This window comes from Rhodoferax lithotrophicus (genome assembly GCF_019973615.1).
GTDB lineage: Bacteria > Pseudomonadota > Gammaproteobacteria > Burkholderiales > Burkholderiaceae_C > Rhodoferax > Rhodoferax lithotrophicus.
In genome coordinates this window covers 1485509-1511242 of sequence record NZ_AP024238.1, presented here as the reverse complement: position 1 = coordinate 1511242, position 25734 = coordinate 1485509, and the positions used below count along the sequence as shown (strand labels likewise).

The following is a 25734-nucleotide window of genomic DNA, read 5'->3' as shown; positions in this document are numbered from 1 at the left end:
TTCACGCCTGGTAGCCTGGGTGCCAGCGCAGCCAGTAGCGCTCCAGCGCCTTGGCAAACACGTCGGCCAGCTTGCCCAACGCGGCATAGAGCAGGATGCCCACCAGCACGATGTCGGTCTGCAAAAACTCACGGGCGTTCATGGTCAGGTAACCAATGCCGGCCTGTGCCGAGATGGTCTCGGCCACGATCAGAATCACCCACATCAGCCCCAGCGAAAAACGCAAGCCCACCAGAATGCTCGACAGCGCACCCGGCAACACGATCTGGGTGTAGAGCTGCCAGCGGTTCAGACCGTAGGTGCGGCCCATCTCGATCAGGCCGGGGTCCACGCCACGAATGCCGTGAAAGGTGTTGAGGTAGATCGGGAAAAAGACCGACACCGCGATCAAAAACAGCTTGGCCGTCTCGTCAATGCCAAACCACAAAATCACCAACGGAATCATGGCCAGCGCGGGGATGTTGCGCACCATCTGGATGGTGGAGTCCAGCAGCGTCTCGGCAATACGCGACGTGCCGGTCAGCAGGCCCAGCAGCAGCCCCAGGCCACCGCCCACGGCCAGCCCGGTCAGGGCGCGCCCAGCGCTGACCCGCACATGGGTCCAGAGTTCACCCGAGGCGGCCAGCGTCCAGAACGCGCTGACCACGTCCAGCGGCGCAGGCAAGACGCGGGTGGACAGCCAGCCGATGCTGGAGGCGATTTGCCACAACACGATCAGGACCAGCGGTACCAGCCACGGCAGCAGGCGCTGCCACACGGCCTTCAGCGCGCTGACCACTTTGGGCCAGGGGAAAGGCGTGGTGGCAGCTGCGGGCGCAATCCAGGGTTGGTCGGGGTGCACAGTGGCGGCGCTTAATGAAATTTCGGTTTGCGGGGTGGTCATGGGGGGCTCCGTTGACATTGAGCTGGAACTACGCCGCTCGCAGGGTGGTGGGCACAATGCCATTGCCCAGCACCTCGCCCGCCGGGCGCACCAGGTTTTGGCCTGCGGCCACACCCGGCCTCTGGATGCCGATGTGCGGGAACACCAGTTCGGCAAAGCGGTAGGCTTCTTCCAGATGCGGGTAGCCTGAGAGCACAAAGGTTTCCGCCCCCAGCGCCTCGTATTCCTTCAGGCGGCGGGCAATGGTTTCGCCGTCACCCACCAGCGCGGTACCGGCACCACTGCGCGCCAGGCCCACACCAGCCCACAGGTTGGGGCTGATCTCCAGCTTGGCGCGGTTACCACCGTGCAGGGCCCGCATGCGACGCTGGCCTTCGGAGTCCATGCCGGACAAATTGGCCTGCGCCTTGGCAATGGTGGCCTCGTCCAGGTACTTGATCAGGTCGTCTGCCGCAGCCCAGGCTTGGTCGTTGGTGTCGCGTGGGATCACATGCAGGCGCACGCCAAACTTCACTTTGCGGCCCAGCTTGGCAGCACGTTTGCGCACGTCGTCAAACTTCTTTTCCACCTCAGCCGGGGGCTCGCCCCAGGTCAGGTACAGCTCGACCTCTTCAGCGGCCAGGTCGTGCGCCGCATCGGACGAGCCACCAAAATACAGCGGTGGGTGCGGCTGTTGCACCGCGGGGAAGAGTTGCTTGGCCTTGCTCACCTTGATGTGTTTGCCTTCATAACTCACCTCTTCACCGGCCAGCAGGCGCTTCCAGACGTGGATGAATTCCTTGGCATGTTCGTAACGCTCGTCGTGGCTCAGAAAGGTGCCATCGGCTTCCAGGTCACCGGTGTCGCCCCCGGCCACGATGTTGACCAGCAGGCGGCCTTCACTCAGGCGGTCAAAGGTGGCAGCTTGCCGTGCCTGCACGGTGGGCGAGATGGTGCTGGGGCGCAGCGCCACCAGAAATTTCAAACGGCGTGTCACCGGGATCAGGCTGGAGGCCACGATCCACGAGTCTTCACACGAGCGCCCGGTGGGGACCAGCACACCGCCGTAGCCCAGTTCGTCTGCGGCCTGGGCGATTTGTTTCAGGTAATGGTGATCCACCGCGCGTGCGCCGTGTTGCGTGCCAAGGTAATGGCCATCGCCGTGAATGGGGAGAAACCAGAAGATGTTCATGAGCGTTGCTTTTCAAAAATAAGGGCTACTTGGTTTTGGCCAGCACCGTGGCCTTGGGCTGCCAGACGATCTGGGCCACGTCAATGCGTTTGGGGATCAGGCTCAGCTTTTGAAAGCTGTCGGCCACCTGCTGCTGCGACTGCAGCGTCTTGGGGTTGATCGGCCCGACGGGTGAGGCGGGGCGGCGTTGCAAAAAAAGGCTGACCACCCCCGCATCCAACCCGCTGTAGGCGGAGATCAGCTTGATCGCCTCGGGGCGGTGTTGCTGCACAAACTGGTCGGCACGGCTGAGTTCTTCAAACAGCACCGCCAGCACGTCCGGGTAATCGGTGGCAAAGACGCGTGAGGCCAGGTAGAACGAGTTGTTGTTGGACAGCCCGGTGCCGGTGGTCAGCACCCGCGGTGCCAGGGCCAGTTCGGTGGCGGCGTAAAACGGGTCCCAGATCGCCCAGGCATCCACACTCTTGCTCTCAAACGCAGCACAGGCATCGGCCGGAGCCAGGTAAATGGGCTGGATGTCGGCCCATTGCAGGCCAGCTTTTTCTACCGCCTGCACCAGCAGGTATTGGGCGCTGGAGCCTTTTTGCAGGGCGATTCTTTTGCCTTTGAGGTCTGTCAGCGTTTTGATGGCGGAGTCTTTGGGTACCAGAATCGCCGAGCTTTCGGGCTTGGCGGGCTCGGCTCCCGCGTACACCAGGTCTTTGCCTGCGGCTTGGGCAAACACCGGGGGCGAGTCGCCGGTCATGCCAAACTCCAGCGAGCCCACGGCCAGCGCTTCGAGCAACTGCGGCCCGGCGGGAAAGTCAACCCACTTGATCTGCGCGTTGGGAAAACGCTTTTCCAGCACTGCTTGCTGCTTCAGGATGACCAGGTTAACAGCAGATTTTTGGTACCCAATACGCAACTGGGTCAGAGGTTTACCTGCGCTCGCAGCCTGCGCCCAGGCGTTGGAGGTGATCGGCCCGGACAGGCCCCACAGGCCTGCGCTGACGGCCAGCACACGCAGCAGACTGCGGCGCGTCCCGGTGGTGATGGCTTGTTGCAAGATGAGGCTCCTTCGGTGTCAATCAGCCCAGATCCACCGGCGCAGCGTGCAGTAGGTTGAGCTTTTTGGGAATGAGCTTGAGTTCGAAAAAGGTGTCGGCAATGGACTGTTGCTCGGCCAGGATGGCGCTGTTCACCGGGGCGGTGCCGTAGTCGGCGCGGCTCAGGTACAGATCGGTGATGCCCACGTCCAGGCCCAGCACTTGCGACAGCTCTTTGGAGGCCACTTGTTTGTTTTTGGAAGCCCAGGTGTCGATATCGTTGATCTGACGGATGGCGATCTTCAACACGTCGGTATTCTTGGTGGCAAAGTCGCGCGAGCTGAAGTAATACATGCGGTTGTTCACCACGCCTTTGGCATTCACCAAAATTTGTGCGTCCAGCGTTTTTTGCGCGGCCGCCAGGAACGGGTCCCAGATGATCCAGGCATCCACCGCCCCCTTTTGGAAAGCAGCGCGGGCATCGGGCGGCGGCAGGTGGATGTGTTGCACATCGGTGTACTTCAGACCCTGTTTCTCCAGCAACTTGGCCAGGAAATACTGCACGTTGGAGCCCTTGTTGTAGGCCACTTTTTTGCCTTTCAGATCCGCCACCGTTTTGATGGGGGAACCCTTGGGCACCAGGATGGCTTCCAGCTGCGGGCGCGGCACGGTGGCACCGGCATAGACCAGTGGCGCACCGGCGGCCTGGGCAAAAATGGGCGGGGCTTCGCCCACGTCGCCAAAGTCAATCGCCCCCACGTTGAGCGCTTCAAGCTGCACCGGCCCGGCGTTGAACTCGATCCAGGTCACGTTGACTCCCAGGGGGCTGAGTTCTTTCTCCAGCGTGCCCCGGCCTTTGAGGATGGACAGCCAGCCTTTTTGGTAACCAATTCGCAGGGTGCGTGGGGCTTTTTGTGCCAAGGCCAGTGAGCCGGTGGCCAGTGATGCCGTTGCCAGACCGGCCGCCAGTACTTGGCGACGTGAAAAATGAAGCGTGTTGGACATTGTTGTGAATTCCTTTTGAAAAATTGGGGCAAAAGCCGCCCCCGACCGCCCATGCGGCCTGAAAAAAATGAACAGATGGGAAAAATGTCAGTCCGTGGCAGGCTGACCGGCAAGGCGCTTACACGCTACATCGCACCTGCGAGAACTGCACCGGGGCAAAGCGGCGGGTGTGCACCTCATGCGCCGGAAGCACCTCGCGCACCAGGGTGTTGACCGCCTCGTCCAGCCGCTGGGCAATGTCGGTATTCACTTCATAAGCCCCCTCTGGCGAAACCGCCACTTGTGCGTCGGTGGCGTAGATGCCGGGCAGAATGTGTTTGGCAGCCAGAGACTGCAGCACCGGGCGCAGCGCGTAGTCCAATGCCAACATGTGGTGCGGGCTGCCGCCGGTTGCCAGCGGCAACACGGTTTTGCCTTGCAAGGCAGTTTGTGGCAGCAAGTCCAGAAACACCTTGAGCACACCGCTGTAAGCCGCCTTGTAGACCGGGGTGGCGACCACCACCACGCTGGCCTGGGCCACGCGGCCTATGGCGTGGCTGATGCTGGGGTGGCCAAAGTCGGCCAGGATCAGTGCCTGGGGTGACAGGTCGCGAATCTGCAGGCGCTCCACCTGAACCCCGCGAAACTCCAGGCGCTGGGCCACGGCATCCAGTAAAGCCGCTGATCTGGAACGCTCTGACGGGCTGCCAGCGATCAATAAAACACTCATTTTTTAAATCCCTTTTGCCTTGGTGTGTGACAGCGAATAAGCAGTTGCCATTGCATTTATTTTTTGGTGTAAATCTGGTCAAAGGTCGCGCCGTCGGCAAAGTGGTCTTTGGCTGCCTTGGTCCAGCCGCCAAAGGCTTCGTCGATGGTGAATAGCTTGATCTTGGGCAGTTGCTTGACGTACTTGGCCTGGAATTTTTCGGAGATCGGGCGGTAGAAGTTTTTGCCAGCAATGTCCTGGCCTTCGTCGGTGTAGAGGTATTCCAGGTAAGCGGTGGCGACAGCACGGGTGCCTTTTTTATCGACGTTTTTGTCCACCACAGTGACCGGGGGTTCCGCCAGGATGCTCAGCGAGGGGTAAACAATGTCCACCTTGCCGCCGAACTCTTTTTCCAGCAGGTGGGCTTCGTTTTCCCAGCTGATGAACACGTCGCCCTGGTTGCGCTGGGCAAAGGTGATGGACGAACCGCGCGCACCGCTGTCGAGCACCGGCACGTTTTTGTAAAGCGCCTGCACAAAGTCCTTGGCCTTGGCTTCACTGCCGAACTTGCGTTTGGCAAATTCCCAGGCCGCCAGGTAGTTCCAGCGTGCGCCACCGGAGGTTTTGGGGTTGGGGGTGATGACGCTGATGCCGGGCTTGATCAAGTCGTCCCAGTCCTTGATGCCCTTGGGGTTGCCCTGGCGCGTGACCAGCACAATGGTGGAGGTGTAGGGCGACGAGTTGTGCGGCAAGCGTTTTTGCCAGTCCTCAGGAATCCAGCCACCGTTTTTGTGAATGGCATCAATATCACCCGCAAGCGCCAGCGTGACCACATCCGCGTCCAGGCCATCAATGACGGCACGGGCCTGTTTACCGGAACCACCATGGCTTTGTTTGATGGTCACGTCCTGCCCGGTCTTGGCTTTCCAGTGTTTGGCAAAAGCGGCGTTGAACTCGGCATAGAGTTCGCGGGTTGGGTCGTAAGAAACGTTAAGCAGGGTGACCGCTTGCTGGGCGCTGGCTGCCCAAGCAGCACCGGCCAGCACTGCGGCGGTAACGACGCTGAAAACGCGACGGGAAAAAGCGGTGTGTGTTGTCATGTGGAGGTCCTCAGAATTCATTGCCAAAGTGCAATGGAATGAATTCTGGGGGCCAGACGACAAAACTGGAACTACTGATTTTTCAGTTTCTTATAACCAAGTTATCTATAGATGCAAGTCACAGCACAAAAACCTCAGAACGCCATCAACACCGATGCCTGCAAATGGCCCAGCACAATGGCGGCAATTTGCAGAATAACCAGCAACGCCAGCGGGGACAAATCCACCCCACCCACCAGCGGCAGCACACGGCGAATCGGCATCAGCAGCGGGGCCACCAAGCGCTCAATCACATCGGCCATGACCGAGCGGGTTTGCACCCAAGACAACACGGCGTAGACAATCACCGCGCCACTCATACCCGAAATAGCCATGCGCGCCAGGCCAAAAGCCGCCAGAATCGGCACGGCAAACAAACCCCCTGCCCCACCGGCCAGCAACCACAACACGCCAAATTCAGCCAGTTGCAACAAAAATGCGGCCACCAGGCTGGCGGTATCGAGCGCACCAATGGCAGGCAATATCCGGCGCAGCGGCAACACAATCCAGTCGGTCAGGGCAAACACAAAGTGCCCCAGCGGGTTGCCCGAGCGGGCCGACATCGGAATGCGCTGGTATTGCATATACAGCCGCAGCAGGCACACGCCGCTGACGATACCCACCACCACTTCAAGCAACAGGGAAACAATTTGGTACAGCATGGTCAGTTCAATTCAGTCAAAGAGCAAAAGAATGGAGCTCGCATCATAGCGAGGCCGTACCGTCTGGCTGGCCCATTTAAAATAGCGAGTTCACTTGGCGCAGCCGCCCCGCGCCTGCAGCCCCACCTCTTTGATTGCCCCACAGATTGACCCACATGTCAGACTCCAACAACGCCGCCATCACCAGCCCTGCCCCACAAGACGAAAACCAGCTGATGCTGGAGCGGCGCGAAAAACTCAAAGCCCTGCGCCAGGCGCAAGTTGAGGGCAAAGGCCCGGCTTTCCCGAACGACTTCAAGCCCGCCAACCACGCCGCCAAACTGTTTGCCGCCCATGAAGCCCAAACCACCGAGGCCCTGGCTGAGCAAGCGACCCCCGCCAAAGTGGCTGGCCGCATGATGCTCAAGCGCGTGATGGGCAAGGCCAGCTTTGCCACGCTGCAAGATAGCAGCGGGCGCATTCAGGTTTACATCAAGCGCGAAGACGTGGGTGAAGAGGTGTACAACGCCTTCAAACACTGGGATTTGGGCGACATCGTGGCGGCCGAGGGCACGGTGTTCAAAACCAAAACCGGCGAGCTGTCGATCCACGCCAGCAGCATCCGCCTGCTGACCAAAAGCCTGCGCCCCCTGCCCGACAAGTTCCACGGCATGGCCGACCAGGAGCTCAAATACCGCCAGCGTTATGTCGACTTGATCACCGACGAAGACACCCGCAAGCGCTTTACCGCCCGCTCCAAGGCGGTCAGCGGCATCCGCGAATTCATGGTGGCGCACGACTTTCTGGAAGTGGAAACCCCCATGCTGCACCCGATTCCGGGTGGGGCCAACGCCAAGCCGTTCAAAACCCACCACAACGCGTTGGATCAGGAAATGTTTTTGCGCATTGCGCCCGAGCTGTACCTGAAACGCCTGATTGTGGGCGGCTTTGATCGCGTGTTCGAGATCAACCGCAGCTTCCGCAACGAAGGCATCAGCGTGCGGCACAACCCCGAATTCACCATGATGGAGTTCTACGCCGCCTACTGGGACTACCAGGATTTGATGGCCTTTACCGAAGCACTGATCCGTGATGCCGCCCAACGCGCCTGCGGCAGCCTGCAGCTCAGTTATGCCGGCAAGCCGGTCGACCTGTCCCAGCCATTTGAGCGCCTGACCATCCATGAGGCCATCTGCAAATACACCGAAGCCGGCCAGATGCTGGAAGACGGCTCGGGCCTGAAGGTAGACAGTGCCGACTGGCTGCGTTCCGTGTTGCCCAAGCTTGGCATCACCGAGGCCAAACACCACATCTCAACCCGCAGTCTGCCCAGCCTGCAAGTGCTGTACTTTGAGGAAACCGTGGAAGAAAAGCTCTGGCAACCGACCTTCATCATGGAGCACCCGACCGAAATCTCGCCACTGGCCCGCGCCAACGACAAACGCCCCGAGGTGACCGAGCGCTTTGAGCTCTACATCACCGGGCGCGAGTTCGGCAACGGCTTCAGCGAATTGAACGATGCCGAAGAACAAGCCGCCCGCTTCATGGCCCAGGTAGAGGCCAAAGACAGTGGTGACGACGAAGCCATGTTCTACGACCATGACTTTGTGCGCGCCCTGGAATACGGCATGCCCCCCACCGGCGGCTGTGGCGTGGGCCTGGACCGCCTGATGATGTTGCTGACCGACAGCAGCAGCATCCGCGACGTGATCCTGTTCCCGGCCCTGCGCCGCGAAGCTTAAGCCAAATTGGCCTCTAGCGCTTATCCATCAAGCGCTAGCAGCTATGAATAACAGAGTGCCACCCAGCCACGCCAACACCCTGCGTTACCTGCAAGGCTACCCGGCAGAAACCCTGGCGCAGGTCGAAAGCCTGCTGGCCCAAGACCGTGTGGCCGACTGGCTGTTGAAGAAATACCCGCAAGCCCACAGCGTGCGCACCGACCGGGCGCTGTTTGACTATGTGCAGGCCCTCAAGGCTGAGTACCTGCGCAGCGCCGAACCGCTCAACAAGGTCATGTTTGATGCCAAGTTGCACGTCGTCAAAAACGCCCTGGGCACCCACACCACGGTGTCGCGCGTGCAGGGCAACAAACTCAAAGCCAAACGCGAAATCCGCGTCGCCACCCTGTTCAAAACCGTGCCGGATGAGTTTTTGCGCATGATCACCGTGCACGAACTGGCCCATATCAAAGAGCACGACCACGACAAGGCGTTTTACAAACTCTGCACCCACATGGAGCCGCGCTACCACCAACTGGAGTTTGAGGTGCGGTTGTATTTGACGCACCTGGAAACGGCCGGGGCGAGGTTGTGGGAAGTGGCGGGGGTTTGAATGAAGGCCGCGCTGTGGCGGCTTGTCGCGCCGAGAAACCAATACCCGCTTTGCAGCGGTTCCGGTCATTGAGTTTTTGGCCCTGGTGGTCATGTAAAGACCCATGCCAGTCATTCACTCGGTACTTTTGTAAGTCAGGTAAGCAGCGTAGCTGTCAGTCACCTGCAATACATGAGCACCCGGTTCGGGCCATCTGCGGTAATTGGCGAATGGCTGCTATGGAGAGCTCTACATCATCACGCAGGGGCTAATGCTGCGCGCCTCCCTTCGCCCTGCATAGGCCACCTGATGCTGTTAAAAATCCAGGTATGGACGCATTCGATCGACTTACAGAGCGGGGGGCATTGCTCGATGGCCCGGTGCAGCAGCACTACGTGTCAAAGTTCTACTTAAAGGGTTTCGCCGCGAACCGGCGCGTGGCTGTGTACGACCGAGCCAATGGCTTCGTGAGTTCGCTGACGCCAAAGAAAGTGGCCGCCCTAGAGCACTTCTACACATTCATTGACGAAAGCGATCGGCAGCGATTCGAAATCGAAGCTTTGTTTGGAATCGTGGAGAGTCGCGCCGGGACTGCATTGAAATCTGCAGTTTGTAGATCTCCACTCAGCTTTGAGGATCGGGAGTATTTGGCATTGTTCGTCGCAATGCACGCGATTCGAACACCAGCGGCACTTGCAGAGTCAATTAGCGTTCGCGAAAAGGTCGAGCATGCGAGGTTGACTCTCATCGTTTCGAGTGAAGCCGTTGCGTACAACCTGATCAAGGAGTCAAAGCCTGCCGACACGCCGGAAACTGAGCTACGAAGACTCGCAGAAAAGCTATTTGAAATGGTCCGCGGTAACCACTTTCGCATCAATGTTCCCGACGTAGCGGCGCGGGCAATTGCGCTCAAGACATGGCATACCTTGGCCCGGACGCACTTCGAAAGAGACTGGACCATCGTTCACGCGCCCAGTGGGTTAAATTACATAACATCCGATTCCCCGGTCGTTCTGTCACCCCTGTCCGACATGGAACACTTGCCACTTGGCTATGGATCGTTTCACACGCACGTTCTCTTCCCCCTATCACGCACTGCGGCGCTGGTCATGAATGGGGACGAGCGCCGCATGCGGCATGCCGACGTAAAGCCAGAGCAGGTCGAGCGGTTCAATACCGCAGTAGCCTCCGACTGCTATCATTACGTGATCGGCAGCAGTGTTGATCTGCTGGACAAGACTACCGCGCCGCTCAATCTGAACGGATCAATGTGGGCGCCGCGCGTAGATATTGGGATTGGAGTTCCCCCGGGTGAAACGCAACCTGCTGTGTTTATCAAGGGACTGGGCAAGCGCCCCACGATGCCGATCTAGATCCCGTTATTGATGGGGGTGATACCGCTCCGGCAAAGATGGTGTCGCCGGGATCGGTCGACGGTGACGGGTACTCGGCGATCTGTTTGTCGCATGGTTCACTGTTCAACATTTGGGTATGTGATCAAAGGGCCATCTAGGTTGTTACGGTGACTGACATCGGTTCATGACCAGCGGCAGGCATTGGCCAAATGCTGTTTTGCAGCCGTGGTTCTGGTTCTTTGGTGAATTAGTGTGTGCAGCCCTATCCCTGCAAATGGCATGCGGCAACCATACTTACGGCAGTCAAAATTGCAGCGGTTGATGCCGCAATCATTCTTACGGTCGGCCGTTGCCTTGATGGACCGCCGGAAATCAGCCGACCATGACTGAACGGTCGCCGGCAGTCCATTTTCAGGGAGAACGACAGGCCGGTCTTCACCAGCTGTCCCGCTCCACTGCCTCCACTTCTGCAGGGGCCGCCTTAGCAATGAGCTGAAGCGTGATAACCTTCACCGGACTTCTCTTGCTCCACCGTCTATGACTACCATCGCAGCCTCAAGCCCAGCTTCTCCTCCGGCCGCTGCCAAGAAGAAGCGCCACACGGTCAGCCAGCTTGCAAACCGCGTTGATACCAACCGTCAAGGCCAAGAGGGGGCCGCCTGGATCTCGTGGATCGTGGAAGGACTCTGGGGCTGCGGAGTCGAAGTGATTTCTGCGAGCAATGACGATGGCGTCGACGCCATCATTCTCCTCAAGCGTCGACCTGGACTTGCGTCATACGCCGGCCCGACAGGCGATCTGATATTCGCGCAGATCAAGACTGGCTATGTCGACGGTGTTCCAGACAAGGACTACAGCATTCCGTTCGATGCGGACAAGCTGAGCGACTGGCGCTCCAAGTGGGCGGCATACCCCGGCCCCGCTGTGATGATCAACGTCATCCCTCGAAGACTCATTCGCGCGAAAGCAAAAGCGGACGCCACTGCGGGCGTACCCGTCGCCGCTAGCGAGGACCCCATCGCATACTGGACTGACCTGAAGCGGCCTGATTCATTTCAATCGAACAAGGTTCTTTTCAGGTTCAAGAACAGGTTCGATGCTGGTACCAAGAGCAGCTTTTTCAATCTCTGCTGGCGTTGGGCTGAGTTTCGAAAGCTGCCCGTCATCCAGCTCAACGATTCGGAGAAGGCGTTCAATGACGAGGAACAGCCCGACTACATGGGCTCTACGCCCATGCGGGTTGTGGCGAGAAACTACTTTAAGGATCTGAAGAATGCATCAGAGGCAGACACGGCTTTGCTGCAAGCAACAATCACTTGGCGCGGCTGGGAGCACATCACTCGGATGGAGCGACCGGCACGCACAAAGCAACAGTCGATTCAGCTACTGCCAGCAGTCGCTCGCATCCTGCTTACGAACAGCGGCGTAAAGCCTGTGACGGCACGCCCTGTCTCACCAATGCCTCCGATGACACCTTGTAACGGGCAGGAACTGCATCGCGGCTTCGACACACTGACCGCACGGGTAGTTTTTTACGAGCGGCACGAGGCAGTGGTCAGGGTGATCCTGGAACGCACCAAGCTTTTCGAGAAAGGCAAGTTCGTGCGCGAGACGGTTATCTTCTACTCAGTCTACGAGGTCGCGCGGCGGAAAAAGAGTCCATAGGTGTGGCCTGCACCTTAAGACCAAGGCAACCTTGAACCTCAACAGCTAAAGCGCTGCTAAATATCGCCTATTACCTGGGCGTCAGGAAAACGCCTTGGACTCTTAGACGCAAGCCACAGTCGGAGTTTACTCGTCGAACTCGGTATGTGTCGCGCGCTTCGCCAAGCCCGCGCTCGAGGACCTCAAGCGTTGCATGGACGAAGCTGCCGACTGGGTGTGCAACGGTCACTCAGCCCGCGGAGCGCTGAATGACCGGTACCGGTGTCGACGATCATCGAACCACCAAAACTAGATGTCGGCACCCAGCCTGTTGCCACCCTACGTTTTCGGTGGTGCGAGAACTCACTGGTGGCTTTTTTGAATCGGATTGGCTGGCTAAATTGCCCGGAATATGCAGGCACCTCGCGAGAGACCCCTTTCGGGTGAGCAGTCAAGTTGCTCGCTGCTATCATTCATATGAAGCGATAGGCTAGCTGTTTGGAGATACTATGGATTCGCAGCAAGGAGGCTCTGCGCCCAAGGCGGAGAGGACCGGGAATGGCAAGTCGTTTGACGGCAAAGGTACAAGCGCAAAGGGATTCTTTACTGGCTCAGGCAAGAAACTGCGTGACCGCGTTGAAGAGGAAGCAACTGAAGAAGCCCTTTCGGCGTTTCGTTCGTGGCGTCAAAAGATCAGCAATGGCGTGTTGCCAATCGGGATCGCTAACGTCGGAAAGACTACTTTTTTGACAAAGTTCGCCAACAACAACCCAAACTTATTCTTGGAATTTAACCGAACGCATAGTACTTCCATGGACAGTCGTCGCTTACGTGACGACTTACTTAAACGCTGTAAAGGTACGGAGTTCTATCGCGGAATTGATGTACCAGGTGACTTGCCGATGGAATGGGCTAGAGCTTATTTTAAGGCATCACCGAGAGTGCTCGTTGTGCTTGTTGACGATAGGCCAGCTGCGGAGCACACGAAGAAACTGGGGGAGTTTTTGTCTGCACTCAAGTTGGGACCGACTAAATGGGAGAGAGTGAGGACGTGGGTCACTTTCAATACCAATAATTTGGCCGGCATCCTTTTTGTCATGAACAAGGTCGACAAGTTTGCGGCTGACGCTCCTGAACCTGAATTGACGGACTACAAAAATTTTCTCTCCGACTTGGCCTCGTTGCTTCCTGTCCCTATTTGCACATACAAAATGTCACTCACGGAAGATCGTGAAAGTGAATTGTTGGTTTTTGCTGGCGTGGTCGACCTCTTTGGCAAAAAGTGAACGAATTTTTGATATATCCAACGGCTTCAGGCTATGTATTCGCACCTGATATGGACCGCTGGAATCCATTCATTCTTTCGGCACTAGAGTCGGATGAATTTGAGTTGTTGTCATCAACGACCGTCTCTCTTTCAATACGGACGAAATGGTTGAAATCGCTTTCATTGCGTTCGAGTCGATTCTATTTTTCTGGATTTCGCATTCGATTATCCGAGCGCAGAGGAAGTGGTGAAGTCTGGGGAGTCGGGCGCATCGTGCCATCTTGGCGTACGCCAAGCCGCACCAAAGTTGAAGCTGAGCTAGTTGAGCTGTCGCAATGCCTAAGTGCTTATGTTGGTGAGGATGGTCCGCTCTGGGAGGCGATGAGGTCAGAAGGCATTGCGGGACACCTGAGTCAAGCTGAATTAACGAAAATTGCCTGTGTGACTCGGGAAGACATCCGCAAACGACTTGAAAGTCTCAGTGCTGCTCGGTGAGCCCGACGATGCTCCTCAATCTTCAGCTCCGGCGGTTGGCGTATTTGATCAAGACCAGTGCGCCTAGTGAAGTGTTGCATTCTGGTTGGAACTTAAACTCCATAACTTTGCTCGAAACCGATGACAGAATCCGAGACTTCGCCGACAGCTCACGAGCCTCTCTTTAGCGACGGACCCAACCCGTTCTTGAACGCATGCGTCGGTACGAATGGCGGCCAATTGGGCGACCACGCCTATGTGCTCGGCTTCGCCCAGGCTGCGATGGCGCTGCTTCGCACAGCCATCGAGCCCCCACGTCCAAAGGAACCAGTAGGCTCTTTCGAGGACCTCGTGGACGATGGTGACGTCGGCGCCTACATGGATGCGCTGGTCTATCCCATTTGTTTCAGCGCTCGGCACCACATTGAGCTCTTCCTGAAACGCCAAATTGCTCGCTTGGCTGAGGTTCGCGACATTGATGTAAACAGAACTGTGCTGAGGGACCACAAGCTGGCCCCACTGCTCGATGAGCTATTCAGGGTCTGCGACAAGACCGATTCGACGCTACGCGAGCGCCTGGACCCCATTGAGGGTGCCGTCAGAGAGCTGGATGCCTTCGACAGCCAAGGGCAGACTTTCAGATATCGGCGGTCGAGCGAGAAAGAGCTCCACCTACAGGAGGTTTCCCATATCAACCTCGGCACATTGGAGGTAGGCCTCAAGCGACTGTTCTCTGCCACCGAGGACTTCGACAACTACGTGGGCGGGCTTGTCTATGAGTACCAGCAGGGCTCATTCACGTCGAAGCTCTCGCGGGAGAAGCTTGTTGAGCTCGCAAAGGCGTTGCCGCCAAGAAGCACCTGGGCGAAGTCGTCAGCCTTTGATGCCGTCAAGCAGGAGTTTCGCCAGAAGTACAACCTGTCGAGCAACGATTTCCAGAAGGCTGTGAAACGCATCCTGGAGGGCCGTGGCTTGTCTGGCTACGTCAACGTTGAGCTGGCTCTTCCCCTCCTGACACCAGAGCTGCTGACCAAACTCGTTGCGTTGGAGGTGACTAAGGAGGAACTGGACGCCATCCCCACGGAAGTCTGGCGGGTTCTGGAGACCGTCGGAGAGGTGGGTCGGCCAAATGAATATCCTGAGCTGTTCGACCGTGTCATGAAGGAGGCATCAAAGCCTCCGGCCGTACCGAAGGAGTCGATGCCCGCCGCACAAACTCGAGAGTCGCCTGCAGGGGAGTGGAAGGAACCGGAAGAGCCGAAGGAGGATAAGGTTGACTGGGGCAAGTTGGAGTACCTGGAGGACAAAGAACCGAAGAACGGCAAGAAGGGCAAAGGAAGCCTGGATGGCGAGGTTGATGAGGGGCTCCGAGACCCGTCACCGCCGGATGTCGTGCGAACGATTTTTCGGGCCAGGACTCGTTTCATCAACGGGCTCAAGAAGCTTCAGCAGCCCACGCTTCTGGCCGCGCTGGACGCAGGTGAGGCGGCTCGCGCGAAGCATGGGGGCGATGAGATGGCTGAGTTCGAAAAGTTGGTCCGAGAGTGGTACTACCACGAGGTGGTAGCCGGAGCCAAGAAGTACTGAGCTATGCGCTTCCCGAGGTATCAGGAGCTGTTCCGCGACCTGTCACTGCAGCTTAAGGATCTCCAGCGGGACGCGAAGGAGCTGGGCCCGCTGCACGAGCTGCAGCGACAGCTGATACGGGCAGTCCTGAGGGTCGAACGTCGCGTCCTGCGGCTGAAGCGTGCGCGTCATCGGCTGACTCGGATGAAGGCTAAGTCCAGGCTGCCGAAGGACCGCGCCGTTGCGGTCAAGGCATTGACGGCCGGCATCGACAATCGAGTCGACGACCTCCACGAGGTCTTGTTCTTGCTCCGCTGCTTCGGCGATGGAATTGCCTTCACGTACCAGTCGAAGTACGCGCTGAAGCACCTCATGTTTGACGAGAAGTACGAGGCCAAGCAGCAACCCGGCTTCATGACGGGGAAGAAGGGCTTCGCACGCGAGTACCGCGTGCTCTGCAGTGGTATCAGGGCCGGCGTGCCGGTTCTGCTCGCCGACATCACCAACATCATTCGGCACGGCGACGTGTGTGCAATGGGCGGCCCTGACCCAGTGCCCATCGAGGTTAAGTCCTCTCGCACGAAGCGCGAGCGGCCCCAGCGTCAGGTTGGCCAGCTGCAGGAGCTCGCCGACTTCTATCGGAACGACTGTGCTGATAACTTCCGGGGGGTGCCCAACGTCAGGCGAACCGAGCTCCTTGTGGATGAGGCGACCTACGAGGGAGTGATGAACAACTGCATCCGCCAAGCCATGCTGAACGGCACTTCCATGGCGGAGCCTGAGACAGGCCTGTGGTACATCGCAGTCCAGGTGGCACGCCTCGAGCAAGGGCAGGAGACATCCGTTCTGGATGAGTCGCTGTTGCCGTTCTTGGGTAAGGGACGCCTGGTGGTGCATCTCACGCCGGAGCCGACGTGGTGGCACATGCTGCCCTTCACGCTGACGCTGGACACCGGCAACACGCTGGCGTTCATCCAGCAGGAGGTGCTCATCTTCGTAGTGGTCGACGTGATGCACGCAAAGGAGCTGTTCCGCCAGGCTGGCGTCCATGCGGTGGTTCTATTCGACGGCACCTGGGCATTTCAGATCTCGCGGGACGCAGTGGACTTCTCGGCTGGCGTTTTCCGTGTCTCAGAGCAGCACTTCCTACGCGTTGCCCACGAATTCCTGTCTTTACGCTGGTTCGTGGAGGAGAACGCTGCGTTCCTGTCGGCATCGCTGGAAAGGTTCCTTCCGCTCGCTGAGCCGGGAACCGAGGGTGAGGTAGCCGGCCGCTTCATGTTTGACGAGGACCAAATGGCAGAGTGGAGGAGCGTCCGAGACGTTTGGGACCGCGACGATTAGGAGACGCCCTCGAAAGATGGATGGACTGGGACGGCCCGACCCCAGCTGTTGGTGCTGACGCTGATTTGAGCCACCTGCCGGGTGTGCAATGAGCCAGTTGGTAGACTCAGATCGTCAAGGCTGAGGCCGATCACCTGACTTTTTGATGGCTCAATTGACGGTCGGCGCGAGGCTCAAATCGGAGTCGGCGCCGACAGCCTACTAGTTTGCACTCTCTGAGTTCCAGTTCCGCGTTTGGCGTTTAGTGCTGATCTGTGACGTTCGGTGATATCCGCTTACCCTGGCTGCGATGGCAATGCTCGACTTCATCACCGCCAGCATGCGGACTGACTGAAATCAAGCTCGTCTCTTAATCCAGGCATCTCTGAGTTGCACAAGGTAGTCAGGCAATTCAGTGGTATTCAGATTCGCGATCAATCTCGCCTCATCTGCAGCCATTAGCTGAAGACGTCCGGTCGCAAGGGCCATTAGAAGCTCAGGAAGAGAGTCACCCTTGTCGTTAGGCCATGATGCCAACTCTGCGAGTAAGACATCAAGGACCTCCCCGCTGCAGTCTTCGTCGACTGCATAGTTCAGCTCCTGCTTACTTGCTGCGCGAATAAAACTGGCTCTCAGGACCGCGTCGTTGTAATCACGAAAATTACGTGGGCAAACTGTTGGAAGGTCGATCAGAACTTGTCCGTAGACGCTTTGCGCCCACTGATGATGCGTCTGAGGTAGTCCGCTTTGCAAGCCCCCCATGCGCGCGACTGCCAGCAAGTTGCTAACAACAAGGAAGATGTCCGCCTGAGAAATTTTCTCACGTTCAAACTCGGTATCGAGGTAAACAAAGTCAGGCGCAATAGTCAATGTCCTATTGTCTTTCCCAGGCAAAAAAAGCGTGCCGTCCATTACACCCGCCGATTCCAGCAAATCAAGTCGAGTCGCCAGTTCGGGCGCAAGCTGCGATTCACTCTTGATCTGTTGCAGCAACGCGCGCTCATCATCCCAGGAACTACGTTCTGCCGCACGCCACGGCAAAAACAAGTTCTCTGCAGACTTGAATGTGAATGTCTCTTTGCCATGTTCCCCATAGGTAAGAAACATCTCCAGGTCGGTCAAGTTCTTCTTTGAGTCGGCAAAGGTAAAAGCCGCAAGGTAGGTTACACAACCATGAGATGCCTTCGTTCTCAGTTGCGCATTTATCCCTCGGATGAGCGCATGGTCGTTCAGACTGCCAACCAGTACCAACACACCAGCGCCATGCTTCGCCTGCATCGTTGAAACTTGCCCAACATCAATGACCTCTGCTTCAGCGTAGATCGATGTCAATCCGGCGTCAGCAATCAATCCTTCATAAGTGGCATCAGTCAACCCAATGAGTACCACGATCTGGAGTGGCGTGGGTGCGTACCGTCGCAGGTGCCGTACCAACTTTGCTCGTAGATCGTTGTCGTCCTTAATTGCCAGGTCAGCATCAAATACAAGATGACTCTTTGGAGCAATGCTCCCGTAAGGAACAAGCTTGAAGTAGCCCCGGCGTGTCCATCTCTCCAGGAGCTTTCTCGCCTCGGCTGTTTGATCTGGTTTACTGATGCGAAGGCGTTTGACGGAGCGCTTCTCAAGAAGAAATTGATCCCCCTCCAAAGGTGCCAACAGGTAGCCTTTATCACACCATTGGCAAGAGCCTTGCGTCTGATTCTCTATGGGCAAGTAGCCGAACGTTCGTCCAGGTTTATAGGCAAGGTCACAGATGATTGGACTATCAGTCCCATTCAAGGATTCCGCCAGAGAGAACAAAGTGACCACCAAAGGAGCTGAGGCACCCAGGTCGATCAACCGCGTAGCAAGTCCGCCTGAGGTCGATGCGGAAATGATCACGAGGTCTTGCTTATTCAGACGCGATAGAGCGTCAAGACCACCATACGAGCTGAACGAAGACGCGGGAGGACTCTGCGACCAAAATCCATACACTGCTGTCACCCGCAGTAGAGCTTGGGCCACAGATAACAAAGGTGCCGTGTCTACCAGGACACGACGTACACCTTGCTTGGGTAAAGCAGCGATCAAGAAGAATGCAAGAAGGCCTGAAGCCTTGGTCGACAAGATAGCGTTGCTCGCCCGCAAGAATACCGTTGAGTGCTTGCGCGAGGCTTTTCCAAAATGAACCCCTGGGGGGGCCGTGATTTTACCTTTGGACATGTCGAACAAATCAAAAAGCCAACCGTGCTTCAGTTCAATGGGCAGCATCTCCTCCACTTGAGAGGAGCCATTGTGTCCAATCCGCATACCCTACCTAGCTGCCCTTGTCTCTCTCGATAGGAGAGCACCCAAACCTGTTCTCCAGCGCGCCCGATTACTTGCTCATTGAGCGCGGCTTCGAGAACCAATGATTCAGCGAGATAAGGTGCCAAGACGTATATCCACGATGTGTTTGGCCGGGAATCGAGTAAGTCACGGACATCCGAGCTAATTGCCGCAGCTGATATCTCCAGCTCGTCATAAACAAGCAGACATGCCGTACCTTCGAAAGCTCCTTCACGAAACCGTGTTGAAAGACTGAGTGCACGCATCGTTACCTCACTTGAGCGGAACGATCACGCGGACGGCTGTGCCGACAACAGGATCGTGCTTGGAGGGAACGCCAACGTACTTCTTCTGGTAGTCCAACATCTTCGGTATCGGCTGCCTTCTGTAGGCTAAAGGGGAAGAAAGTGGCTGCATTTGCGCTTGTAACTCGCCCGGTAGAAAGGTGCGTTGCGCAAACAAGCGACCGGTACGAACTTCAATACGGCCCTGAAGTTGCTGCAGAGCCCGCAATACTTCCGCCAACCCCATGCCACGATGCGACGCCCGTACATCTCTGATTTCAGGATTGTGATGTCGCTCAAGACAGTTGTGCAGGACCTTCCATTCATATCCGAGATCTGTCTCATCGGTAAAGGGCTCGCGTGTGAAAGATTGGAGATACCCAACCCCAGTGTCAAAGACAGAGATCTCCAAACAGTCTTTAATCTGCATTGTTGCCTTCTGTCTGCCATCAATATTCACAGTTACCGGCAAATCAAATTTGATTCGCTTGAACACTAAGCCGCGCATGGCATCTGGCTTAAGCAATGCCCCCGCGAGATCGAATCTGCCGTGAATATGTGAGTTCTCAAATAGCTCCGCAACGATGACGCCAAGGGCAGACGAAAAACGATACGCCTCAGTCGCTTCAGATATGTTAGCCATCTGTCCGAACAAAATGTCTTGTATCAAGCCCTCAAAATCTTCACGACTCCTAAGTCGCGCCTCTGCCTCGTACAAGTCAGGAGGGTATGAATAGCCCCGGCTGTCTGTGCACAGCACAATTTGACGGTCTGAGAAGAAGTCCGCTTGGAGTCTGTATTTCGCAAGCAACTTCCTGGCATCGGTCAGCAGCTTAAGCAACTCTGCCTCGGCAATGGCGCCGCTAATCTGATGCCGAGCTCCCTCGATCGAGACGAGCACCGCTACGAGTGGCTGCGTTGCAGAGGAAGCAATGAGTGCGGCGACAGTGTCAGAAGACCAGCGTATGGACAGTGGGACTTTTGACCTGACTAAGGTCAAAACAATCTGGATCGCGAAAACCTCGCCAAACGTTCCTTTGGAACCGTCAAGTTGCTCATCGAAATCAGTCGGTATCTCCAGAACTACAGGTGTCTTTGCCTTACAGATCACGCGCAAGTCCAAATGCTCGTCGGTTAAGCCGAATGGCAATTGGATTTCGACGGGCAGATGTGGGGTCATGTGTGTCAAACGGAACAGCAAGGAGTACGTTATACAGAATATACCTGTACTGCGTTCTTTTTACCTTTGGCGATCTCCGAAACAGTTCGAGCATAGTCGCCATGGAAAACAATTGACGAATCGTAGCGCTCATTGGAAAGCAAATCCTAGCAATGTCCACTACTCAGGTGAACGGTCACTTGCTTGCTAAAGTTGACAGGCTGCGATCAGCCTTGCTGACCTTTCGATATTGTCGCTTGAGGGGCTGTAATGAGCTATCAAGTGAAATCACACTATGCAGAGTGAGCTCCCATGGAGTGGGCATCCATGATCTGCATTCGAGTGCACATGAATGACCGCTGTCAGGCGAGCAATTCATCGGTCTCTACGTCAGCAATGGGTCGGTGGACGACCATGGCAGTCAACATTCCAATGGCTTCTGTCAGCCTTCAGGAGTCGTTCACCGCCAAAATCTCTATGACTGCAACCGCTGCTTATTTGGCCTACTGAAGCACCGCGTCAATGACCGGAACCAGCCTAAAGCGGGTGCAGACATCACCCAGGAAAAAGATTTATAGAAAACAGCCTCAATCCCAATAAATACGTACGCAAATAGCTTTTAAATACATAGCAATATTTGCAACACCAATCTTGCGTTTCCAGCCTGTTTCTACTCTCACCAAACACCCCAGACACCCACGGCATCACCCAATCAGCCCCCGCGCCGCATCCATCTGCGCATACTCAAACGTCGGCGCAAAGTCATCAAGCTCTTTGGCAAGCAGCCCCACCTCGGGGCTCAGTGCCAGGGTGCGCCAGTCACGCACTGCAGCGTAGACCTGCGCCAGCACTTGTGTCGTTGTAGGCAAAGGCGGCGTATTCACGCGCACCGTCTTTCACATAGGTGAGCTGCCCCACGCTTTGCCCGGCTTTGCCGATGCACCCCCTCACTTGTTGCTTGAACGCTGCTGCGGTCATAGCGCACCGGCATCTGCTGCGGCCTTGCGTGTGCGCACACGCTGGGCAGTTGTTCGTCCATCAACGCCAGGCCAATGGCATCTTCACCGGTGTCAAGCAATGGGTTCAAGCGCTCCAAGTGATCAAGCTCCCCATCTTTTGCCAGTGAGTTGAATCCAGGAGTAAAAATGGCTTCTTACGCCTATCCAGAAGGCGTAAGAAGCTATGAATAACAGAGCATAAATCTCCATGCAACCACGCTGAATGACTTGCAAGGCTACCCAGTAGGACTCTTCACAGATGCCAAAACTGCAGTCCAAGATGGCGGCATGCCCAGCTGCGCATCGCAAATGAACGATCTATCAAAGAAAACATCAAACTGTCTTTGCAGCAGCTTGGCAATCACATCGGTTTGTAGGCTTCAATCTGCCGGGAGTTGATTTTTACTTCCGCAGTGGCTTGAGCAAATCGCTCAGCCCGTTGTGGTCAATCTCGTGCATCAGGGCAATCAGGCGGCCGGTTTCACCCTTGGGCACACCTTCGCGCACAAACCAGCGCAGGTAGTCGCCCGGCAGGTCGGCAATCAGGCGGCCCTTGTATTTGCCAAAGGGCATGGTGCGGGTCACCAGCAGTTGCAGGTCTTCGGGGTTCATCGTTTAACCTCCGGCGCGTTTGACCTTGTGCCCCTGGGCTTGCAGCAGCGCCATGACACGCTCCACATGGTCGCCCTGCACTTCAATCACGCCTTCTTTCACCGTGCCACCTGAGCCACAGGCAGTTTTGAGCTGCTTGCCCAGGGCCACCAGCGCGGCATCGTCCACATCAAGCCCTTTGACCAGGGTGACCCCTTTGCCGGCACGGCCTTTGGTTTCGCGCGAGACGCGCACAATGCCATCACCGCGGGGTCTCGATTGGGCCGCACGGCATTGGCAGGCGGCCACCGGTTGGCGGCAATCGGGACACATGCGGCCACTGTCGGTGCTGTACACCAAGCCACTGCTGATGAGTTTGGATTTCATGATGCGGGTCTACAAGGGTTAAGATGCTCTATTTTTCATAGCTGCTTGCGCTTATTTGACAAGCACAATATGCCAAAATAGCTTACAAAATCAAACAAAGGAATCATCCATGTCACGTCAAAGCGTCTGGGCCACCAAAGTCATGGCCCTGATCAAAGGGGGCAACAGCACCGCTGCCATTGCCCAAATCAAGGTTGCCCCCTCGGTGAAAGACCTGCAGGATTTGCGCAAACAAATGGCCGCTGGCAACCTGCTCAAAACCCACCCCAATGTGGATGCCGCCAGCAGCGACATGATTGTGGCGCTGTCTGCGCCCCGGCTGCACCGCGCACCCTGAACTTCATCAGGGCAGTTGATCCAGCGCCTGCATGTAAGCGGGCTGCACCATCAGTGCATCCCAGGTGGTAGCCGGGCTTCGGGGCAACAGGGCGCGACGGCGAATTTCACTGTCATCCTGCGCCTGCCATTCACCCTTGAGCTGGGCTTCGGTCAGGCCGTTGATGAGCGTGTCAACCTCCAGCCCATCCCCTAGCGACTGGTTACACAGCAGCACCATGTCGCACCCGGCATTCAAGGCGGCAATGGCGGCCTGAGTGGTGCTGACGGCTTGGCCGTCCAGCATCCGGGCCCCGGCCATGGACAGGTCGTCGCTGAACACCGCGCCGGTAAATTGCAGCTGACCGCGCAGAATATCACCCAGCCATTTGCCGGAAAAACCCGCCGGGCGCTTATCCACTTTGGGGTAGATCACATGCGCGGGCATCACGCTGGCCAGGGCCATGCCCAGCCAGTTATAGGGTTGGGCATCGTCGGCCAGAATGGCTTTGAGGCTGCGTTTGTCCACAGGAATGTCGGTGTGGGAGTCGGCCGCCACAAAGCCGTGCCCCGGAAAATGTTTGCCGCAATTGGCCATGCCGCTCAAGTGCAGGCCGTGCATCAGGCTTTTGGCCAGCAGGCTGACCACGCGCGGATCACGCGCAAAAGCGCGGTCACCAATCACGCTGCTTTCGCCAAAATCCAGATCCAGCACCGGGGTGAAACTCAAATCAACCCCGCAAGCCCGTAACTCGGCCCCGAGCACATAACCACACGCGGTGGCGGCGCGGGTGGCCCGCATGGCCCCACTGCCCTGCCCGGTTTTGCCATCCATCAGCCACATCTCGCCCAGCGCCCGCATGGCGGGCAGGTGGGTGAAGCCATCGGTTTTAAAGCGCTGCACCCGGCCACCTTCATGGTCAACACAGATCAGCAGGTCTTTGCGCTGCCTTTTGATGTCGTGGCACAGGGCGGTCAGCTGGGCGCGGTCAGAAAAGTTGCGGGCAAACAGGATCAAGCCACCAACCAGTGGGTGCTTGAGACGGTTTTTGTCGATTTTGCTCAAGCTGGTGCCGGCAATGTCAATGATCAAGGGAGCGTGAAAAGTCATGATTTGCTATTTAATGAATAGCTGCTTACGCTTATAAAATAAGCGTTACAGCCTGTTTTTATCTGAATACTCAACCACACAAAAGCTGGCGGCATAGTCGGTTTCGTCGGTCACGGTCACATGGGCGCTCAAACCTTTGGCATCGAACCAGATTTTTAATTCACCGTGCAACACGATGGTCGGCTGGCCGCTGGGCAGTTTGCCAATTTCACAGCTGCGCCAGGTCATGGGCATACGCATGCCCAGCCCGATGGCCTTGCTGAACGCTTCTTTGGCGCTGAAACGGGTGGCCAGGTAACGCACGCCGCGCTCGGGCCAGCGCTGGCTGCGCATCTGCCAGGTGGTCAGCTCGACCTCGCTAAGGATTTTTTCGGCAAACCGCTCCCCATGGCGTGCCAGACTGGCCTGGATGCGGCGGATGTCGCAAATGTCGGTGCCTATGCCGTAGATCATGGGGTGGGCAGGGTCAAAACGGGGATCAGCCGACGCTCAAACCGCCTTGCGCTAACCGGTCACCCAGCGTCAGGCAACGCAGATAACTTTGCACCGTGGCGGCGTAACCCATCTCCAGCGCGTCGGCAATCAGCGCGTGGCCAATCGACACTTCGCTCACCTTGGGCACATGGGCGATGAACGCGGTGAGGTTGTCCAGGTTCAGGTCATGACCGGCGTTGACTTGCAAGCCTGCATCGAGCGCGGCCTGGGCGGCGGCGGCAAAACGCGCCAGTTGATCGGTCTGCTCTGGTGTGCCCCAAGCAGCGGCGTAGGGCTCGGTGTACAACTCCACCCGGTCGGCCCCCAGCGCTTTGGCGGCGGCCATGGGCGCAGTGTCGGCATCCATGAACAGGCTCACGCGCAGGCCCCAGGCGTGGGCCTGGTCGATCAGGGGTTTTAATCGCTGCGCATCCGCTGGAAAACTCCAGCCGTGGTCGCTGGTGAATTGGCCTTCGGAATCGGGCACAAAGGTTACCTGGTGCACCGGCAGTTTGGCCGCCACCAGTTGGCCGACCACGTCCATCAGGTTGTGAAACGGGTTGCCTTCAATGTTGAATTCACGATCTGGCCAGTCTTTGAGCAGCGTGGCCAGCTCGGGCACGTCGCTGGCGCGAATATGGCGCTCGTCCGGGCGCGGGTGCACGGTGATGCCGTGCGCCCCGGCTTGCAGGCACAGCGTGGCGGCGCGGGTGACGCTGGGTATGCCCAAGTGGCGCGTGTTGCGCACCAAGGCCACTTTGTTCAGGTTGACGGAAAGTGCAGTGGTGATGAAAGTCATGGGTTCTGAATCCTTTTCTGTCTTGGGCATGGGGTCGGGCGGCCCTTACAGGCTTTGCAAATCGACCATCATTTGCCGTGTTCGCAAAGTCGACACCCCACAATGGTAATTGAGCAGGGTGCGCAGTTGCGGCTTCAGGGCGCTGGCCACCTCAGCGCAAGCGCGCAGCACGGTGACAAATGGCACACGCTCGCCCAGCACCTGTTGCAAGGACATCCACTGCGCGCCATTCAGGCTGGTGCGGTCAGCGGCACTGGCCTGGCGCAGGCCACCTTCGGGCACCAGGGTGTAGCGCTCATCCGGGTGCAGAGCCAGCAGGGTCATGGTTTGGGCGTCGAGCAACGGCAGCAGGCCAATTTCACGCAGCAGCAGCAGCTCAAACGCACGCAACGCAGACTCCAGCACCTCGCCATGTTCGCTGGCAATGATCTGCACGACGCTGGCGTACACGTCAAACAACAGTGGGTGCGGGTCTTCACGGGCCAGCAAATGCAGCAGCAACTCGTTCAGGTACAGGCCTGACATCAGCGCGTCGCCGGTGGGCATGACGTGGCCGCCCTGCCATTCGGCGGCTTTGAGGGTTTTGATCTCGGCATCGCCGCCAAAGGCCAGGTGCAGCGGCTGCAGCGGCAGCAAGATCGGGCGAAAGCTTGAACTGGGCCGCTTGACCCCTTTGGCCACCAGCGCCATACGGCCGTGGTGGCGGGTGAAGATTTCCAGAATCAGGCTGGATTCGCTCCAGTCGTAGCGGTGCAGCACGTAAGCGGGTTCATCCGAAATGCGTTTGGTGGCCATAATTGCTACATTTTACATAG

25 protein-coding genes are annotated in these 25734 nt (G+C 57.4%); 9 read left to right on the top strand and 16 right to left on the bottom strand.

Annotation, left to right across the window (positions count from 1 at the left end; all coding sequences use genetic code 11):
• Window position 1: 1 nt before the first annotated feature.
• The 7 genes from ssuC to LDN84_RS06925 form a co-directional block, all read right to left on the bottom strand.
• Entirely contained in the window at window positions 2–883 is an 882-nt protein-coding gene (gene ssuC / locus LDN84_RS06955; protein WP_223910320.1) for an aliphatic sulfonate ABC transporter permease SsuC, read from the bottom strand.
• 28 nt (window positions 884–911) lie between these two features.
• A complete protein-coding gene (gene ssuD, locus LDN84_RS06950) occupies window positions 912–2054 on the bottom strand; it encodes an FMNH2-dependent alkanesulfonate monooxygenase (protein WP_223910317.1) in 1143 nt (380 codons plus the stop codon).
• A gap of 25 nt (window positions 2055–2079) precedes the next feature.
• Window positions 2080–3099 (bottom strand): sulfonate ABC transporter substrate-binding protein, encoded by a 1020-nt coding sequence (locus LDN84_RS06945; protein WP_223910314.1) that lies wholly within the window; start codon window positions 3097–3099, stop codon window positions 2080–2082.
• A 22-nt stretch (window positions 3100–3121) separates the two neighbouring features.
• The gene (locus LDN84_RS06940; protein WP_223910311.1) at window positions 3122–4084 is read right to left on the bottom strand and encodes a sulfonate ABC transporter substrate-binding protein; all 963 of its coding nucleotides are present in this window, start codon (window positions 4082–4084) and stop codon (window positions 3122–3124) included.
• A gap of 118 nt (window positions 4085–4202) precedes the next feature.
• Window positions 4203–4793 carry an NADPH-dependent FMN reductase gene (gene ssuE, locus LDN84_RS06935; protein ID WP_223910307.1) on the bottom strand — a complete coding sequence of 197 codons (591 nt, stop codon included), beginning with the start codon at window positions 4791–4793 and terminating at the stop codon, window positions 4203–4205.
• A gap of 56 nt (window positions 4794–4849) precedes the next feature.
• Entirely contained in the window at window positions 4850–5872 is a 1023-nt protein-coding gene (locus tag LDN84_RS06930) for a sulfate ABC transporter substrate-binding protein (protein WP_223910304.1), read from the bottom strand.
• 134 nt (window positions 5873–6006) lie between these two features.
• Window positions 6007–6573 carry a YggT family protein gene (locus LDN84_RS06925; RefSeq protein WP_223910301.1) on the bottom strand — a complete coding sequence of 189 codons (567 nt, stop codon included), beginning with the start codon at window positions 6571–6573 and terminating at the stop codon, window positions 6007–6009.
• A 155-nt stretch (window positions 6574–6728) separates the two neighbouring features.
• Between LDN84_RS06925 and lysS the strand changes: the two genes are divergently transcribed.
• The 8 genes from lysS (at window position 6729) to LDN84_RS06885 (ending at window position 16515) form a co-directional block, all read left to right on the top strand.
• A complete protein-coding gene (gene lysS / locus LDN84_RS06920; RefSeq protein WP_223910298.1) occupies window positions 6729–8294 on the top strand; it encodes a lysine--tRNA ligase in 1566 nt (521 codons plus the stop codon).
• Between the two features lie 43 nt (window positions 8295–8337).
• A complete protein-coding gene (locus LDN84_RS06915; protein WP_223910295.1) occupies window positions 8338–8886 on the top strand; it encodes a YgjP-like metallopeptidase domain-containing protein in 549 nt (182 codons plus the stop codon).
• A gap of 308 nt (window positions 8887–9194) precedes the next feature.
• Window positions 9195–10238, top strand: a complete 1044-nt coding sequence (locus LDN84_RS06910; protein ID WP_223910292.1) for a DUF4238 domain-containing protein — start codon at window positions 9195–9197, stop codon at window positions 10236–10238.
• Between the two features lie 519 nt (window positions 10239–10757).
• Entirely contained in the window at window positions 10758–11885 is a 1128-nt protein-coding gene (locus LDN84_RS06905; protein WP_223910289.1) for a DUF4365 domain-containing protein, read from the top strand.
• 488 nt (window positions 11886–12373) lie between these two features.
• A complete protein-coding gene (locus tag LDN84_RS06900) occupies window positions 12374–13150 on the top strand; it encodes a GTPase domain-containing protein (protein ID WP_223910286.1) in 777 nt (258 codons plus the stop codon).
• Window positions 13147–13626, top strand: coding sequence for a hypothetical protein (locus LDN84_RS06895; protein ID WP_223910283.1), 480 nt, complete (start codon window positions 13147–13149; stop codon window positions 13624–13626). The genes LDN84_RS06900 and LDN84_RS06895 overlap by 4 nt, the downstream gene beginning before the upstream one ends.
• A 219-nt stretch (window positions 13627–13845) precedes the next feature.
• A complete protein-coding gene (locus tag LDN84_RS06890; RefSeq protein WP_223910280.1) occupies window positions 13846–15192 on the top strand; it encodes a hypothetical protein in 1347 nt (448 codons plus the stop codon).
• A 3-nt stretch (window positions 15193–15195) separates the two neighbouring features.
• Window positions 15196–16515 carry a hypothetical protein gene (locus LDN84_RS06885; protein WP_223910277.1) on the top strand — a complete coding sequence of 440 codons (1320 nt, stop codon included), beginning with the start codon at window positions 15196–15198 and terminating at the stop codon, window positions 16513–16515.
• A gap of 336 nt (window positions 16516–16851) precedes the next feature.
• Here the strand turns inward: LDN84_RS06885 and LDN84_RS06880 are convergent, their stop codons facing one another.
• The 5 genes from LDN84_RS06880 to LDN84_RS06860 all read right to left on the bottom strand — a co-directional run bounded on the left by LDN84_RS06880 (window position 16852) and on the right by LDN84_RS06860 (window position 22220).
• Window positions 16852–18744 carry a hypothetical protein gene (locus LDN84_RS06880; RefSeq protein ID WP_223910274.1) on the bottom strand — a complete coding sequence of 631 codons (1893 nt, stop codon included), beginning with the start codon at window positions 18742–18744 and terminating at the stop codon, window positions 16852–16854.
• Window positions 18745–19074: 330 nt separating this feature from the next.
• Window positions 19075–20265, bottom strand: coding sequence for a hypothetical protein (locus LDN84_RS06875; RefSeq protein ID WP_223910271.1), 1191 nt, complete (start codon window positions 20263–20265; stop codon window positions 19075–19077).
• 683 nt (window positions 20266–20948) lie between these two features.
• The gene (locus LDN84_RS06870) at window positions 20949–21128 is read right to left on the bottom strand and encodes a hypothetical protein (protein ID WP_223910267.1); all 180 of its coding nucleotides are present in this window, start codon (window positions 21126–21128) and stop codon (window positions 20949–20951) included.
• A 516-nt stretch (window positions 21129–21644) separates the two neighbouring features.
• The gene (locus tag LDN84_RS06865; RefSeq protein WP_223910264.1) at window positions 21645–21854 is read right to left on the bottom strand and encodes a DUF3820 family protein; all 210 of its coding nucleotides are present in this window, start codon (window positions 21852–21854) and stop codon (window positions 21645–21647) included.
• Window positions 21855–21857: 3 nt separating this feature from the next.
• Window positions 21858–22220, bottom strand: a complete 363-nt coding sequence (locus LDN84_RS06860; protein WP_223910261.1) for a translation initiation factor Sui1 — start codon at window positions 22218–22220, stop codon at window positions 21858–21860.
• 109 nt (window positions 22221–22329) lie between these two features.
• On the opposite strand from LDN84_RS06860, the gene LDN84_RS06855 reads away from it, so the two are divergent.
• A complete protein-coding gene (locus LDN84_RS06855; RefSeq protein WP_223910258.1) occupies window positions 22330–22557 on the top strand; it encodes a hypothetical protein in 228 nt (75 codons plus the stop codon).
• 6 nt (window positions 22558–22563) lie between these two features.
• Here the strand turns inward: LDN84_RS06855 and nagZ are convergent, their stop codons facing one another.
• Genes nagZ through recO form a run of 4 tightly spaced genes read right to left on the bottom strand, consistent with a single transcriptional unit; the run spans window position 22564 to window position 25714 of the window.
• Entirely contained in the window at window positions 22564–23646 is a 1083-nt protein-coding gene (gene nagZ, locus LDN84_RS06850) for a beta-N-acetylhexosaminidase (RefSeq protein ID WP_223910255.1), read from the bottom strand.
• 45 nt (window positions 23647–23691) lie between these two features.
• Complete coding sequence (gene acpS, locus LDN84_RS06845; RefSeq protein ID WP_223910252.1) at window positions 23692–24099, bottom strand: holo-ACP synthase; 408 nt, start codon at window positions 24097–24099, stop codon at window positions 23692–23694.
• A 25-nt stretch (window positions 24100–24124) separates the two neighbouring features.
• A complete protein-coding gene (locus tag LDN84_RS06840) occupies window positions 24125–24919 on the bottom strand; it encodes a pyridoxine 5'-phosphate synthase (protein ID WP_223910247.1) in 795 nt (264 codons plus the stop codon).
• 45 nt (window positions 24920–24964) lie between these two features.
• Complete coding sequence (gene recO, locus LDN84_RS06835) at window positions 24965–25714, bottom strand: DNA repair protein RecO (protein WP_223910243.1); 750 nt, start codon at window positions 25712–25714, stop codon at window positions 24965–24967.
• Window positions 25715–25734 lie beyond the last annotated feature (20 nt).